We start from the raw sequence: 15,948 nt of genomic DNA, 5'->3' as shown, positions 1-15,948 counted from the left end.
AACTGGCCAAAAAGCGTAGGAGCGAGCGCAGCTCGCGATGCGCCGCAGGGCGGCGCTCGATCTCACAGCCACCGCAACTCGCCCGCCATACACCCCGGCGCCACCCCCAACCCCTCACCCGCAAGACCCATATCGTAAAGTTCCAATCTTGAATTTTTTTATTAAGTCAAGAACCACCCTGTTCAAATCCCTCCATGCGTGCTACAACCTGATTAAGCAATGATCTAGCTGCTTGATAACGAAGGGAAAAATATGACGAAGTCGGAGCTGATCGAACGTATTGTCACCCATCAAGGGCTGCTTTCGTCCAAGGACGTAGAGCTGGCCATCAAGACCATGCTTGAGCAGATGTCACAATGCCTTGCCACTGGGGACCGCATTGAAATTCGCGGCTTTGGCAGCTTCTCGCTGCACTATCGCGCGCCGCGCGTAGGCCGCAACCCCAAGACCGGCCAGTCGGTCAGCCTCGAAGGCAAGTTCGTCCCGCACTTCAAGCCCGGCAAGGAATTGCGTGATCGGGTCAATGAAGAAGACGAGGCCGAAGCCTGATCAACCAAGGAGCCATACAATGCGTAACCTGAAGCGCGCCGTCACTCTACTGTTCGTGCTGCTGCTGGCAGCCGTGGTGCTGTTTTTCGTACTGGAAAACCAGCAAACCGTAGCCCTCACCCTGTTCAGCTGGACGGCCCCCGCTGTGCCGGTCGCTGTGGTGGTGCTGGCCGCTCTGGTCGTAGGCTTGGCAATCGGCCCACTGTTGGGTGCGTACGGCGTACAACGCAGCAAACGCAAGATCAGGGCATCAGCCCGGGAAGCTGCCCTGAACGGTAATTAAGGAAATTTCCTACCCTCTTTTAGGAAACGCCCACCTTTGCATGCGCTGGCTGAAATGGAGTAATTGCCCCCTTCGTTTTCGGCCCCAGCGAGCGCGCCCCGCATGGAATTCCCAAGCCTTTCCCACCATGGTGCAGTCCGTGGTGTCACCGGCTCGTGTCACCAACTGCACCTTGCTACCGGTGTAAGCCTGCTGGTCGACTGTGGCCTGGAGCAGGGCGCGGATGCTACCCCGCAGGCGGACGCCGCAGCGCTCACATTCGATATCGAGGGCGTCCGTGCGCTGATCATCACCCATGTGCACCTCGACCACGTTGGCCGCATCCCCGCGCTGCTCGCCGCGGGTTACCGCGGGCCGATACTGTGCACCGAGCCCTCTGCCAAGCTGCTGCCACTCGTGCTTGAAGACGCGTACAGGCTGGGTATCAGCAACGACCCTGCCCATGTGTCCAGGTACCTCGAGCGAGTGAGTACCCTGCTTGTACCACTGCCATTTGAACAATGGCACCCAGTGCTGGAGCAGCCCGACATAATCTGCCGGGTTCGCCTGCAGCGCGCAGGCCACTTGCTGGGTTCGGCCTACGTGGAATGCGATATCCAGTACGGCCAGACCAGCCGGCGTTATGTGTTCTCAGGCGACCTCGGCGCAGGCAACAACTCATTGCTGCGCCCTCTGCAGCCCCCGGAGCGGGCAGATGTGCTGGTGCTGGAAAGCACCTACGGCGACCGCCTGAACCCAAACGCCAGCGACCGTGTACACAGGCTGGAAGCAGCTATCGACCGGGCATTGGCGGACCAGGGCACTATTCTGATCCCGGCTTTCAGCCTGGGCCGTACCCAAGAGCTGCTGTACGAACTGGAAGAGGTGCTGTACCGCAAAGCGCTGTTGGGCAGGGCAGGCGGTTCTCCAGACGGCGAGCCCGTCGATTGGTCGCAACTGCCCATCATCCTCGACTCGCCGTTGGCCCAGCGCATCACTGCCGTGTATCGAGAACTACATGCATTCTGGAATGAAGAGGCGAGGGCGCGGCGTGCTGCCGGCCGTGACCCGCTGGCCTTCGGTCAGCTGATCTGCGTGGATACCCATGCCCGCCACCAACAGGTGGTCAACTACCTGAAAAGCACCGGTCGCCCGGCCATTGTGATTGCCGGCAATGGTATGTGCTCGGGTGGGCGAATTGTCAATTACCTCAAGGCCATGCTTGGGGACCGGCGGCATGAGGTGATGTTCGTCGGGTATCAGGCCAGGGGTACGCCAGGGGCGGTGATACAGGCCTTTGAGGACTCCAATGACGATGGACGGGTTGATCTGGAGGGAGAGGGGTACGAGGTCAGGGCCAAGGTCACCACCTTGAGGGGATATTCGGGGCATGCTGATCAGGCAGGGTTAGTATCCTTCGCCACCGGCCTCTCTGCTAAATCTGAGGAAGTCGTGCTCGTGCATGGAGAGAGCAAAGCCAAGGAGCAACTTGTAAGGGCGCTGCGTCAGCGTTTGCTGGCGCTAGGCTGGCCGACCAAGGTAAAAATCGCAACATAAGCGCCCTGCGCAGGGAACGATGACGGCAGGTGCTGTCTGATAGTCACCACGGATCATCAGCCTTCGCCGGCCCAGGCGAAATGCTTGCATAAACAAGGCTCGCAGCCCGCACGGGTTGCAGGCGCAGTGCAAGCTACAAAGCGGTTTCTCTGGTATTCTTGCCCAATGATGCTTGCGTCTTGAGCCTATGGATAGCCAGGGATTACACACGCTGGGCGCGTAACTTAGCGACGTTGCACTGTGCGCAGTGTCGGTCAGAATTAAGACTCATGCCGGTCACTTGTCAATGATCATCAAGTGGCTGTTAAGGACCCGAATATGGAATTGATCCCGGTAATTCTATCCGGTGGCGTTGGCAGCCGTTTGTGGCCAGTTTCCCGTGAGGCTCACCCAAAGCCGTTCATGACCTTGCCCGATGGGCAAAACCTCATTCAGAAGACCTTCCTGCGCGCGTCCAAGCTCGACGGCGTTGCTGAAGTGCTTACCGTTACCAATCGCGAACTGCTGTTCAAGACGGAAGACGAATACCGCGCGATCAATACCCAGGGCCACCCCCAGGGCTACATCCTCGAGCCGTTTGGCCGCAACACCGCTGCTGCAGTAGCCGCCGCAGCGTTGCAACTGCAACAGGCCCACGGTCCCCAGGCCTACATGCTGGTGCTGGCAGCCGACCACCTTATCCAGGACGAAGCTGCTTTCTCCCAGGCGGTCAGCAAGGCTGTGCACCTGGCCGAGCAGGGCTGGCTGGTCACATTCGGCATCAAGCCTCAGTACCCTGAAACAGGCTTCGGTTATATCGAGGCGGCTGCAGATGGCGCGCTGGACGGTGGGCTGAAGGTGGCACGTTTTGTCGAAAAGCCCGATGCCCCCACCGCAGAGGCCTACGTGGCAGCTGGCAACTACTTCTGGAACGCCGGCATGTTCTGCTTCCAGGTAGGCACGGTTATCGACGAGTTCAAGGCCCACGCCCCCGATGTGCTCGAAGCCGTGCAACTCACCCTTGAAGCGTCGCGCCAGACTACGGGCAAAGGCTACAGCTGCCTGGCCCTGGACGCAGACACCTTCGCCAATGTCCCGGATATTTCCATCGACTACGCCTTGATGGAGCGCTCCCGCAAGGTGGCCACCATTCCGTGTGATATCGGCTGGAGCGATATCGGCTCCTGGAACGCGGTCAGCGAACTCACCCCGCCAGACGAAGCGGGTAACCGCTTCGAAGGCGAAGTGGTCGCGCACGGTTCCAGCAACAACTACGTCAGCACAGAAGATCGCCTGGCGGCGCTGGTCGGTGTACAGGACCTGTTGGTGGTCGACACCCCTGACGCCCTGCTGATCGCCCATAAAGACCACGCTCAAGACGTGAAACACATCGTCAAGCGCCTGAAAGGCGATGGCCACTCGGCACACCTGCTGCACCGCACCGTGCACCGCCCATGGGGTACCTACACCACGCTGGAAGACGGCGACCGCTTCAAGATCAAGCGCATCGTGGTCAAGCCAAAGGCATCCCTGTCCCTGCAAATGCACCACCACCGCAGCGAGCACTGGATTGTGGTCAGCGGCATGGCCGTGGTGGTCAACGATGACAAGGAACTGATGCTCAACACCAACGAGTCCACGTTCATCCGCGCCGGCCACCAGCACCGGTTGCAAAACCCAGGCGTGATCGACCTGGTACTCATCGAAGTACAAAGCGGCGACTACCTCGGCGAAGACGACATCGTCCGCTTCGAGGACAACTACGGTCGTTGCGACGCCTGAGTCCAGGCTCTCCCGTCGGCCCGTCGTTGCCTTCCCTGGCACCGGGCCGGTCTTCGGTCGCCTCCATCGCCGGCTACCCCTGTTCAGATCGTTGACGCCACGGCGTCAACGCACCGAGTGAGACCCATGTACCCACCTATTCAGACCCGTTGTTTCAAAGCCTACGACATCCGCGGCCAAGTGCCTGCCGACCTCAATGATGACGTGGCCTATCGCATTGGCCGCGCACTGGTGGCCCAGCTTGGCGGCCGCACTTATGTGGTGGGGCGTGACATGCGCCTGGAGAGCCCGGGGTTGTCCCTGGCCTTGATCAAGGGCCTGACCGAAGGCGGGGCCGACGTGATCGATATAGGCCTGTGCGGTACCGAGGAAGTGTATTTCGCTACCAGCCATCACCAGGCCGACGGCGGCGTGATGATTACTGCCAGCCATAACCCCAAGGGTTACAACGGCATGAAGCTGGTGCGCGAGCAGTCGCGCCCAATCAGCGGCGACACCGGGCTAAATGACATTCGCCAGCGTGTTGAGGCAGGTGATCTGGGCGAGCCTGCAGCAACTGCCGGCGCTGTGCGCGAAGTGTTCGACAAGACCGCCTACATCGACCACTTGCTCACCTACGTAGACGTGGCATCGCTCAAGCCGCTGAAGGTGCTGGCCGACCCGGGCAACGGTGCGGTTGGGCCTGTGATCGAACTGCTCAAGGCACGCCTGCCGCTGGATATCACCATCATCAACGGCGAGCCGGACGGCAATTTCCCCAACGGCATCCCCAACCCGCTGCTGCCTGAGAACCGCGACCTGACCCGCCAGGCAGTGCTGGATACCCAGGCGGCCATGGGCATTGCCTTCGACGGTGACTTCGACCGGTGCTTCTTCTTCGACGACAAAGGCCGTTTCATCGAGGGTTACTACGTGGTGGGCCTGCTGGCCGAAATGCTGCTGGCCAAACACCCAGGCAGCAAGATCATCCACGACCCGCGCCTGACCTGGAACACCATCGAGCAGGTTGAAGCGGCCGGTGGCGTAGCCATCCAGAGCAAGACCGGCCATGCCTTCATCAAAGAGCGCATGCGCGCCGAAGACGCCGTGTACGGCGGTGAGATGAGCGCCCACCACTACTTCCGCGACTTCGCCTACTGCGACAGCGGCAACATTCCATGGTTGTTGGTGGCTGAGCTGATGAGCGTTACCGGCAAGACCCTTGCCCAGTTGGTAGATGAGCGAATTGCCAAGTTCCCGTGCAGTGGCGAGATCAACTATGAGGTGGCAGATGTAAAAGGCACAATCGAAAAGATCCTGGCCCATTACCTGCCGCAAAACCCAACCGTCGACCGCACCGACGGCATCAACGTGGAGTTCGCCGATTGGCGCTTCAGCCTGCGTGGCTCCAACACCGAGCCGCTGCTGCGCTTGAACGTTGAAAGCCGCGGGAATGAAGCACTGGTCGCGCAAAACGTCGCGCAAATCGCCCGTTTGATTCAAGGATAACTATGTTAGGCATGTTTCGGGGCGTCTGGGATTACCGGGGCTTCATCCTCACATCCATCAAGAATGAGTTCATCTCGCGCTTCGCCCGCAGCAAGCTGGGTGGCCTGTGGATGATCATCCACCCGTTGGCGCAGGTGGCCATTTATGCGCTGATTCTGTCCAACGTGCTGGGTGCACGGTTGCCCGGTATCGACAACAAGTACGCCTACGCGCTGTACCTGATTGCCGGTATCCTGGCCTGGAACCTGTTTGCAGAAATTGTCGGGCGTTGCCTCACCGTGTTCATCGAACAGGGCAACCTGATGAAGAAGATGCGCTTCCCGCGCATTGCGCTGCCCGTAATTGTGGTGGGCTCGTGCCTGCTCAACAACCTGTTGTTGTTTATTGCCGCCATGATCATTTTCGCCCTGCTGGGCCATGCGCCCAATGCGCAGATGCTTTGGTTGCTACCGCTGACACTGGTCGTGGTGGCCTTTGCCGTCGGGCTAGGGCTGGTACTTGGGGTACTGAATGTGTTCTTGCGGGATATAGGCCAGGTCGTGCCGATTATCATGCAGGTCTGGTTCTGGTTCACGCCCATTGTCTACTCGGTCAACATTGTGCCCGACTACCTCAAAGGCACGTTGGACATAAACCCGATGTACGCCATCGTCACTGCCTACCACAACGTACTGGTCTACAAGCTCGAGCCGAACATTGCCGAGCTGGGCGTCACGGTCGCCATCGCCCTCGGCCTCATGGGCCTGGGGCTGTTCCTGTTCCGCAGGGCTTCTGCTGAGATGGTGGACTCGCTATGACACTCATGTCCGTTACCAACGTAGGCAAGGCCTACCGCAGTTACCGCTCTGAATGGCAGCGCATTGCGCGCTGGTGCTACCTGCCGGTCAAGGCCAGCAGCGAGCACTGGGTGCTCAAGCACATCAGTTTCAATATCGAAGCCGGTGAAGCCATCGGCCTGGTCGGCCAGAACGGTGCAGGCAAGTCGACGCTGCTGAAAATGATCACCGGCACCTTGCAGCCCACCGAGGGCTCGGTGCGTGTCAACGGCCGTATCGCTGCCATCCTGGAGCTTGGCATGGGTTTCAACGCCGAGCTTAGCGGGCGCCAGAACGCCTACCATGCGGCCGGCCTGATGGGCTTTTCCACCGAGCAGATCGACAGCGTGATCGACGATATCGAAGCGTTTGCCGAGATCGGCGAGTACTTCGACCAAACCGTACGCACCTATTCCAGCGGCATGCAGATGCGTGTGGCCTTTGCCGTAGCCACTGCCTTCCGCCCTGAAATTCTCATCATCGACGAAGCGTTGTCGGTGGGTGACAGCTATTTCCAGCACAAAAGCTTTGGCCGCATCAAAGAGTTCCAGCAGGCGGGCACCACCTTGTTGATCGTGTCCCACGACCGCGGTGCCATCCAGGCGTTGTGCAACCGCGCGATCCTGCTGGACGGCGGTACCGTCATCAAGGACGGGCCACCGGAAGAGGTGATGGATTACTACAATGCCATCATTGCGCAGAAGGAGAACGCCACGGTCGAGGTACAGACACTGCAGGACGGCAGCGTGCAAACCCGCTCAGGTAGTGGTAAGGCCACAATCGCCAGTGTTGCACTACAAAACGCCGAAGGCGCGCCTGTCGAATACATCTCGGTGGGTGAGGCGGTGTGCTTGAGCATCAGCGTGCAGGTGCACGCCCCATTACCGGAGTTGGTAGTGGGTTACGTAATCAAGGACCGTCTGGGCCAGGACGTATTTGGTACCAACACGCATCACCTGGGTTGTGTGCGCACTGATATCGCCCCTGACACCTCGCTCACCTATGCGTTTCGGTTCCCCGCAAACCTGGGGGTCGGCTCTTATTCAGTGGCCGTGGCTTTGCACGCGACCGACAGCCATATCGCCGACAACTACGAATGGCGGGACCTCGCGTTGGTATTCAATGTTGTCAATATGAGTGAACAAACTTTTGTAGGCCTTGCGTGGATACCGCCTACCGTGGAGTGCAATTGATGAGTGCAGGTTTTTACAGGGCTTTCGAGGACCGCTATCGGGGTTCGCGCGAGCTGATCACCCAGCGGCTCCAGGCCTACCTGCCGTTCCTCGAACCGCTCAAGGCGCTGTACGCTGATTATCCTGTACTTGACCTTGGCTGTGGCCGCGGTGAGTGGCTGGAGCTGATGCTGCGCGAAGGTTTTATGCCGCTCGGCGTGGATCTGGACGAAGGGATGCTCGAAGCCTGCCAAGCCCGCAAGCTGCCAGCTCACAAGGATGACGTGCTCAACGCCCTGCGCAAATTGCCCGACAACAGCCAGGTGGTCGTCAGCGGCTTTCATATTGCAGAACATTTGCCTTTCGAGTTGCTACAGGAGCTGGTAGCTGAAGCATTGCGGGTGTTGCGCCCGGCCGGGCTGTTGATTCTGGAAACGCCCAACGCTGAAAATGTGACAGTGGGCACCAATAACTTTTTCCTTGACCCGACCCATCAGCAACCGCTGCCACACTTGCTGATGACTTTTCTGGCCGAGCACAGTGGGTTTGCCCGCGCCAAGGCTGTGCGTTTGCAAGAAGCGCCTGAGCTGCACGATGAGCAAGCACCGCTTGGCGTGCTAAACGTATTGTTTGGTGTAAGCCCGGATTACGCCGTCGTCGCACAGAAGGCTGCAGAAGCTAGCCAACTGCAACCATTCGACGGCGTATTCGAAGCGGCCTATGGCATTTCCCTCGACCAGTTGGCGCATCGTTACGATCGTGCAGTCGACCGCCGCTTTGCCGACTTGCAAGGCTCTGTAGAAGAAGTCAGGGCTACTTTCCTGGCTCCCGCTGAATTCCAGAAGATCATGGCGGAGGCTCAAGCCCAGCAAACGCACCAACTGCTGGTTATCCAGGACCGTTACCAGACGGCGCTCAGCGATGTGCAGCTGCAGCTTGGTGCTATGCAGTCAGAGCACACCACCTTGCAACAGCAACTCGCGGGGATGCAGGTAGAACGTAATGTGGCGCTGGAGAATTGCCATCATCACTACCTGCGCGCTCAGGCAGCGGAACAACAGATTCAGGTACTGCTTGCCAGTACTTCATGGCGGGTGACCGCCCCGTTGCGCCTGATAGGGCGCGTGCTGCGCTGGCCTACCCAGCATGGCAAGGCTTCGTTACGCCGTGCGGCACCCCATGCTCGCTTGTGGGTAGCAAGGCGCCCGGCCGTGAAACGCCTGGCACTGGCGGTATTGCGGCGCAGCCCCTGGCTGGACCAGCAACTGCGCAGGCTGCTCGCAACCGAGGCCGCCGCCGCCGCCGACCCCCAGCACGGTGTGATCGACCACGCCCCTTTGACACCGCGCGGGCGCTCGATTGAAAGCGCCCTCGGTGAAGCCATGAACAAGAGCAAGAACTAAATGCGTATCGTAATTGACATGCAGGGCGCGCAGACCGAGAGCCGCTACCGTGGGATCGGCCGTTACAGCCTGTCCCTCGCCCAGGGCATTGTGCGCAACAGTGCCGGGCATGAAGTGTACCTGCTGCTGAATGGCATGCTGCCGGACAGCATCGACAGCATCCGCACGGCCTTTATCGGCCTGTTGCCGCAAAGCCATATCCGTGTTTGGTATGCCCAGGGCCCTGTTTCTGCACGGGACCCAGCCAACCGTGTACGCCGGGAAGTGGCCGAGCGGGTCCGCCAGGCGTGCATTGATGATTTGCACCCCGATGTGGTGCATATCTGCAGCTCGGTGGAAGGTTATATCGACGATGCGGTCATCGGCAGCCCGCAACTGGACCAGCAAGCGTTGGTCTGCGCAACCCTGTACGACCTGATCCCACTGGTGAGCCCCGGGCAGTATCTGGACAACAACCCAGGCTACAAGGCGCATTACCTGGACAAGGTCGAGGCGTACAAACATTACGGCCTGCTGTTGTCGATTTCCGAGTTTGCCCGTCAGGAGGCACTTTCCTTGCTGCCACTGGCCAGCGAGCGAGTCGTCAATGTTTCTACAGCAGCCGATGACGTATTCCGCCCCGTAGAGATGGGCTCGGCACAGCGCCGGGCACTGGCCGTTCGTTTCGACTTGCGCGAGCCCTTCGTGCTGTACTCCGGTGGGGCCGACGAGCGCAAGAACCTGCCGCGCCTCATCGAGGCGTTTGCCAAGGTCAAGCTCGAACTGGGCGACGTGCAGCTGGTGTTCGCAGGCAAGATGCCCCAGTTCCACATCGACCTGTACCGCGCCACTGCGCGCAGCCACGGCCTGGGTGAAACCGACCTGGTGTTTACCGGCTATATCACCGACGAAGAACTGGTTGCGCTCTACAACGCCTGCCAGCTCTACGTATTCCCCTCGTGGCACGAAGGCTTTGGCCTGCCGCCGTTGGAGGCCATGAAATGTGGCGCTGCGGTCATCGGTGCGAATACGTCCAGCGTGCCCGAGGTCATCGGCCTGGAAGAGGCTACCTTCGACCCACTCGACGCCCTGGACCTGGCCGCAAAAATGCGCCAGGCCCTTGAGGACGAGGCGTTCCGCGAGCGTCTGGCAGCCCATGGTCTGCAACGCGCCGAGGCGTTTTCGTGGGACCTGACCGGCAAGGCCGCGGTACAGGCTTTCGAACACGCCTTGGTGCACAGCCAGGCCGACAAGCCAGCGCCGGTCCCCCCTGCAAATGACGCCCTCCAGGCGCTGATCGATGACCTGGCTGTACGAGGGCTGCTGCAGGCCGACGCGGTGGATATCCCGCGGTTGGCCAAGGCCATCGACTACTCGCTGCAGGGGCCCGCAGGCAAACCCCAGCTGTTTGTGGATATCTCCGAGCTGAGCAAGCACGACGGCAAGAGCGGTATCCAGCGGGTGGTGCGCAGTATCCTGCTGGAGTGGCTGAGCAACCCGCCTGCGGCTTACGACATCCGCCCTGTGTATACCCTGGCGGGTGAGCCATTCTACCGCCATGCCTCACGCTTTACGGCCAAGTTCCTGGGCCAAGCGTTCGAGCATATCGAGGACGAGGCCATCAGCTACAGGGCAGGGGATGTGTACCTGTGCCTGGACTTGCTCATGGACGTATTGCCCCACAAGCGCAGCTACCTCGATACGTTGCGTAGCCATGGCGTGAACATTTTCTTTGTCGTCTACGACCTATTGATCCTGCAGTTGCCCCATTGCTTTGTTGAAAGCCTGCAAGCTCACTACCGCACGTGGATTCATGCCGTTGCCCAATACGATGGTGCGCTGTGTATCTCACACGCCGTAGCCGACGAGCTACGCGATTGGCTGGCCGAAAACAACATGGCCGGGGAACGCCCATTCCGTATCGGGGCGTTCCACCTAGGGGCGGACATTGACCAGTCCATGCCCTCCACGGGGGTTCCGCAAGACCCTGCCAAACGCCTGGAAGCACTGGCAGCCAACCCCAACTTCCTTATGGTCGGCACGCTCGAACCACGCAAGGGGCACGCGCAAGCGCTTGAAGCATTCGAGCGGCTATGGGCTGCCGGCGTGCAGGCAAACCTGGTGATCGTTGGCAAGCACGGTTGGCTGGTCGACGAGCTGGCTGCCAAGCTGAACAACCATCCCGAGGCTGGCAAGCGGCTGCTCTGGCTGGAAGGGGCTAGCGACGAATACCTCGAATATCTGTATAACAACTGCGATTGTTTGGTAGCGGCCTCGTATGGCGAAGGGTTTGGCCTGCCATTGATCGAAGCTGCGCAATACCAACTGCCCATCATTGCGCGCGACATTCCGGTGTTCCGCGAGGTGGCAGGTGAGCACGCGTGGTTCTTCAAGGGGGGGGACGCCCAGGCAGTTGCCGACAGCATCGGTGAATGGCTGAAACTGCATGCCGAGGGCCGCCATCCGCAGTCCAGCCGGATGCCTTGGCTCACCTGGAAGGCCAGTGCACAGCAATTGATTGGCGAAATCGACAAGTACAAGTTCTGATGAACCAGCTACGACACATCAAAAATCTTGGGATGTAGGGAAATGCGTTTGAAGTTAGATTCAACGGGGAGAGCCGGTTTCGCGGTTGCGTTGGCGATTGGGGTGTTCTTTGTCTTGCGGCACTTTCCAGCTGGGTTTGTGGCGGGAACGTCATCCTACTGGCAGGTAGAGGTCAATGACGTCACCCAATACTTTGCCGGGTTCAATGCCTTTTTCAAGGCGCCTTTCAGTTACCCGCTACTGGCGTTTGACAGCATCAACTACCCACAAGGGACTCGTGCCACATTTGTCGATGTGATTCCGCTGTACGCGTTGCTATTGAAGGTGTTCGTGCCGTCCAGCTTTGCACCGTTCAATCCCTTTGGTGTCTGGGTGGCGCTTTCGTTCATAGGGCAGGCCATTTGCGCTTGGTGGCTATTGCGCGAGCTGAAGGTTCGCTCGTGGATGGCATTGCTGGCGCTCGTCGTCTGCCTGCTGAGCTTTCCGGCGTTAACCACTCGGCTTGGGCATATTTCACTGATGTCGCACTGGATCATCCTCTGCGCCTTGGCCCTTTACATCCGCAGTCGCCGTACCGATACACCGGAGCTACTGGGCTGGACGCTGTTGCTGGTGACATCGTTCTATATCAACATTTATCTCTGCGTAATGGCGAGCGCGATCTACGTTGTGGGTCTGCTTCACCAACCTTCCTGGTTCCATCCTCGCGCGCTGGCCCGTACGGCGACACCATTTGTGTTGATCGGTATCAGCCTGTTCATCATGATTTTCCCAATGGAGAAGGGGGAAGTGGCGCCTGAAGGTGGCTTTGGCGTGTTCTCCATGAACCTGCTGTCGCCGTTCTACGGTGGCAAGTACTTGAAGTTCCCCTCACCAGAAATGCCAGGACAGTACGAAGGCTTTAACTACCTTGGCCTTGGCGTACTGCTGGCATTTACACTGGCATGGGTGCTGAACAAACGCGCGCCTGAAAGCCGTTTCGCGAAGCACCGGGCCTTGACTTGGCTAATGGTGCTGCTCACTGTGTATGCACTCTCGGACACCATCTACTACGGCGTTCATGAGGTGGTATCGATTCATTACCCATCTTTCATGGACCCGATTACCACGCAGTTCCGCGCGTCTGGACGGTTCTTCTGGCCGGTCGGTTACTGTGTCGTCCTGTTTGCAATTGCCTGCCTTTACCGGTGCTTGGGGCGCAAAGCTTTCACAGCCTGCATGCTCGTACTCATCGGCTTGCAAATAGCGGATTTGTCAAACCTGAGACGCCGCCTGATCGATACCGCCAAGAGCCCAGCTGATATCGTGATGAGTCACGCGGCGTGGAACAAGCAGCTGACCGCCGACACACAGTACCTCTATTTCTTCCCTAAATTCCGTTGTGGTCGGGGCGACCAGGTGCTGCATTCGCTGATGCCGACCATGCGCTATGCCGCGGTCCATAACCTGAAGATCAATACCGGCTACGTGGCGCGTGCTATGTCTAACTGTTCGACAGAAAGCACCCAGGCCGAGATTGCTAACTCACGAATAGCCAGCTCTCTGTATGTGTTCAACAGGGGCGACTATCCCGAGGTTGCGCAAGTCAAAGCGTTGTTCCCGGCTGACCGCCAACCCACGTGTACCGAAGTGGATTTTGCCCACGTCTGCCGCCTACAGCCAACAGGGAGTGACGCTCAATGACCGATGTACCCAAACGCAAAATTTCCCTGGTCTCTCCGTTTTACAACGAAGAAAAGGGTGTGCAGGCGTTCTTCGCCAGGATCAACGAAGTGTTCGCGCCCCTGGCTGAACGCTATGATTTGGAAGTCATTGGTATCAATGACGGCAGTCGAGACGGTACTTTCGACGAACTGGTCAAGGCCAATGCAGTTAACGCGTATCTTACTGTTGTCGACCTCTCGCGCAATTTTGGTAAAGAGGCAGCGATTTCCGCAGGCTTGGATTTCGCCACAGGCGACGCCGTGATCCCAATTGACTCCGACCTACAGCACCCACCAGAAGTCATACTCGACCTTATCGAAAAATGGGAAGGCGGTGCTGAGGTGGTCTTGGCCAAGCGGGTGGATCGCGATACCGATCACGCGTTGCAGAAACTCACCGCCAACTGGTTTTACCGGGTCCACAACCAGATTTCCGACATCGACATTCCGGCCGATGTCGGCGACTTCCGCCTCATGGACCGCAAGGTTGTCGAGGCATTGAAAACCCTCCCCGAAACCCGACGCTTTATGAAAGGCCTGTTCGCCTGGGTTGGCTTCCGTACCGAGATGGTGGAGTACAAGGTCGCACCACGCGAGCACGGTACGTCTAGCTTCAACACCTGGAAGTTGTGGAACTTCGCAATTGAGGGTATCACCAGCTTCAGCAGTGCGCCTTTGCGCGTTTGGACCTATTTGGGTTGTGCAGTGTCGGCCCTGGCGTTCCTGTATGCCACGTTCCTGCTGATAAAGACCGTGTTCTTCGGCGTGGATACCCCAGGTTATGCCTCAATAATGATCACTATCCTGTTTGCCAGTGGCGTTCAGTTGATTGGTATTGGTGTGCTCGGTGAATACGTCGGCAGGATTTTTGCTGAATCGAAGAAGCGCCCCGTGTATATCGTGCGCGATGTGATCAAGTGATCAGGCTAATCCCCCAGCGTTACCACGAGTTCATCCGCTTTGGGCTAGTGGGCGTAACCAATACAGCCGTACATGCCGGTATCGTGGTACTGCTGATGGAGGTGTTCGCCCCACCGGCACCCGTGGCCAATGGGGTGGCATTCCTGTTTGCTAACGTAATGTCCTACATGCTCAACAGTCGTTTTACCTTCCGGATGCCGGTCAGCTTCCTAGGTTACCGGCGCTTCTTGTTGGTTTCCCTGGTTTCGCTTGCGCTTACCCTCGCGATCACCTCACTGGTTGAATTTCTTGGCTGGCATTACGCGGTGGGTTTGATGATGGTGATTTTCGTGGTGCCGGTGCTGAACTATGTGGTCATGAAACTCTGGGCATTTACCCCAGCTCGGTAGTGATGCAGCGTGGCGTAAGTGATTACTCCCTGCGTTAGAAGCCTGCGGACACACTTATGACGCTGGTGCAGGGACCCTCGACTGCGCCTTGTTCGGTAGGCGGCGTTTGGCCCTTGAGTGTACCTCAAGGGCCTTTTCGTTACGGGAGCGTTTTTGGGTTAGCAGCGGCTAGGGCTGCGGCAGGCACGGCCTTCTTCGCAAACAGTCGCTTGCCAAGGTGCATCGTCGGCACTTCCATAAAACGGTGTAGTAAGTAGGCCAGCCCTAGCACGAAAAGCAGTGTGAGTAACCCCGAGATGGGGAACGACAAGCCCTGATCCATCAGAATTCGGATTGAAAGATAGCCGATGATCGAATGCAGCACGTAGATCGAGTAGCTGATATTGGCAATGAAATCCAAGGGTGCGATAGGCCTGAAGTAGCCGCGTAGCAGGTAACTGATGGTGAAGACCACAAAGCCGTAAACGTAGTTTTGCGGCACGCTGGGTATTTGCTCCAGCCACACCGTATGGGGCCAGCAAAGCAAGAACAGGATCATCAGGATCCCGATGTAATTCGCCGTCTGGCGAGTTGTATACGTCCCGGTGTAGTGATGATAGAAGCCCGTGCCGATGAACATAAAAATTACACACATGAGCTCGGTCTTGAGCGACTCAATCAACGCCATCGAAACCTGCGTGCCACCAAACAATGCAGCAGAGGCTTCGCTCATGCCCAGCGCAGCCGCTGCGAAGAGGAAGATTGGGTAGGCATTGCCGGTCTTGATTGAGCGATACATCAAGGCGGCGATTATGTAGAACTTGATTTCGATGGACAGCGTCCAGTTGACCAAGTCAATGGTGGGTTGCTGCACGTTACCCTGGATCAGCATCAAGTTGGCCAGCAAGCGGTCAAGCGGCATCGAGAAGGGCTGGCCCCAGTAGCGGCTGGACAGGTAGACCAAACCCAGCATTATCAGAGAGCCAACAATGTAGGTGGGGTAGATGCGCAGGAACCGCGCGACCAGAAACTGCCCAGGCGCCAGGCGGTTCAGTGAAAACGGAATAACGAAGCCGCTGATCAGGAAAAAAACCGAAACCCCGAACGGTCCATAATTGAAGGTGGGGATGGTCAGCCAATTGATCATGCTGGAGGATGGCCCCTCTACGACAGGGGCGTGAATGTAGGACGCTACCGTGTCTCTGGCGAACCAATAGATACCGCACCAGTGGACGATAATGACGGCGATGATCGCCAAACCACGTAGCTGGTTGGCAAACAGGGCCCTGTCTGTAGCTTGCTGCATGAGTGTTCTCCTGAAAGTGGCGGCATTGTAGCGAGAAGGCCACCCCAGGAAAAGCAATGGGCCGGGCCCTTGAGCCGGAGGGGAGGATAGTGCAGTTTTTGATTTCCGAACAGATTT

The 15,948-nt window shown here is 58.5% G+C and carries 13 protein-coding genes; 12 read left to right on the top strand and 1 reads right to left on the bottom strand.

Annotation, left to right across the window (positions count from 1 at the left end):
- Positions 1-252: 252 nt before the first annotated feature.
- The 12 genes from ihfB (at position 253) to APH25_RS15445 (ending at position 14,546) form a co-directional block, all read left to right on the top strand.
- Positions 253-549 (top strand): integration host factor subunit beta, encoded by a 297-nt coding sequence (gene ihfB, locus APH25_RS15500; RefSeq protein ID WP_003252675.1) that lies wholly within the window; start codon positions 253-255, stop codon positions 547-549.
- Positions 550-568: 19 nt separating this feature from the next.
- Positions 569-832: a lipopolysaccharide assembly protein LapA domain-containing protein gene (locus APH25_RS15495; RefSeq protein ID WP_028634704.1), complete on the top strand. Its 264-nt coding sequence runs from the start codon at positions 569-571 to the stop codon at positions 830-832.
- A 102-nt stretch (positions 833-934) separates the two neighbouring features.
- Complete coding sequence (locus tag APH25_RS15490; protein ID WP_060482523.1) at positions 935-2,368, top strand: MBL fold metallo-hydrolase RNA specificity domain-containing protein; 1,434 nt, start codon at positions 935-937, stop codon at positions 2,366-2,368.
- 318 nt (positions 2,369-2,686) lie between these two features.
- Positions 2,687-4,129 (top strand): mannose-1-phosphate guanylyltransferase/mannose-6-phosphate isomerase, encoded by a 1,443-nt coding sequence (locus APH25_RS15485; RefSeq protein ID WP_060482522.1) that lies wholly within the window; start codon positions 2,687-2,689, stop codon positions 4,127-4,129.
- Between the two features lie 126 nt (positions 4,130-4,255).
- On the top strand, positions 4,256-5,617 hold the full coding sequence (locus APH25_RS15480; RefSeq protein WP_060482521.1) for a phosphomannomutase/phosphoglucomutase: 1,362 nt from the start codon (positions 4,256-4,258) through the stop codon (positions 5,615-5,617).
- A 2-nt stretch (positions 5,618-5,619) separates the two neighbouring features.
- Entirely contained in the window at positions 5,620-6,414 is a 795-nt protein-coding gene (locus APH25_RS15475; protein WP_060482520.1) for an ABC transporter permease, read from the top strand.
- A complete protein-coding gene (locus APH25_RS15470; RefSeq protein ID WP_060482519.1) occupies positions 6,411-7,625 on the top strand; it encodes an ABC transporter ATP-binding protein in 1,215 nt (404 codons plus the stop codon). Before APH25_RS15475 ends, APH25_RS15470 begins: the two co-directional genes overlap by 4 nt.
- The gene (locus tag APH25_RS15465) at positions 7,625-9,007 is read left to right on the top strand and encodes a bifunctional 2-polyprenyl-6-hydroxyphenol methylase/3-demethylubiquinol 3-O-methyltransferase UbiG (RefSeq protein ID WP_060482518.1); all 1,383 of its coding nucleotides are present in this window, start codon (positions 7,625-7,627) and stop codon (positions 9,005-9,007) included. Before APH25_RS15470 ends, APH25_RS15465 begins: the two co-directional genes overlap by 1 nt.
- Positions 9,008-11,533 (top strand): glycosyltransferase family 1 protein, encoded by a 2,526-nt coding sequence (locus tag APH25_RS15460; RefSeq protein WP_060482517.1) that lies wholly within the window; start codon positions 9,008-9,010, stop codon positions 11,531-11,533. It begins immediately after the preceding gene.
- 42 nt (positions 11,534-11,575) lie between these two features.
- Complete coding sequence (locus APH25_RS15455; protein ID WP_060482516.1) at positions 11,576-13,216, top strand: DUF6311 domain-containing protein; 1,641 nt, start codon at positions 11,576-11,578, stop codon at positions 13,214-13,216.
- The gene (locus APH25_RS15450) at positions 13,213-14,157 is read left to right on the top strand and encodes a glycosyltransferase family 2 protein (protein WP_060482515.1); all 945 of its coding nucleotides are present in this window, start codon (positions 13,213-13,215) and stop codon (positions 14,155-14,157) included. The genes APH25_RS15455 and APH25_RS15450 overlap by 4 nt, the downstream gene beginning before the upstream one ends.
- Positions 14,154-14,546, top strand: a complete 393-nt coding sequence (locus tag APH25_RS15445) for a GtrA family protein (RefSeq protein WP_060482514.1) — start codon at positions 14,154-14,156, stop codon at positions 14,544-14,546. The genes APH25_RS15450 and APH25_RS15445 overlap by 4 nt, the downstream gene beginning before the upstream one ends.
- Positions 14,547-14,685: 139 nt before the next feature.
- Here the strand turns inward: APH25_RS15445 and APH25_RS15440 are convergent, their stop codons facing one another.
- A complete protein-coding gene (locus APH25_RS15440; RefSeq protein WP_060482513.1) occupies positions 14,686-15,831 on the bottom strand; it encodes an acyltransferase in 1,146 nt (381 codons plus the stop codon).
- Positions 15,832-15,948: the final 117 nt, after the last annotated feature.

The organism is Pseudomonas sp. NBRC 111119 (assembly GCF_001320125.1).
Lineage (GTDB): Bacteria > Pseudomonadota > Gammaproteobacteria > Pseudomonadales > Pseudomonadaceae > Aquipseudomonas > Aquipseudomonas parafulva.
Note: the sequence above shows the minus strand (reverse complement) of the source record. Positions and strands in the feature narration are given on the sequence as shown.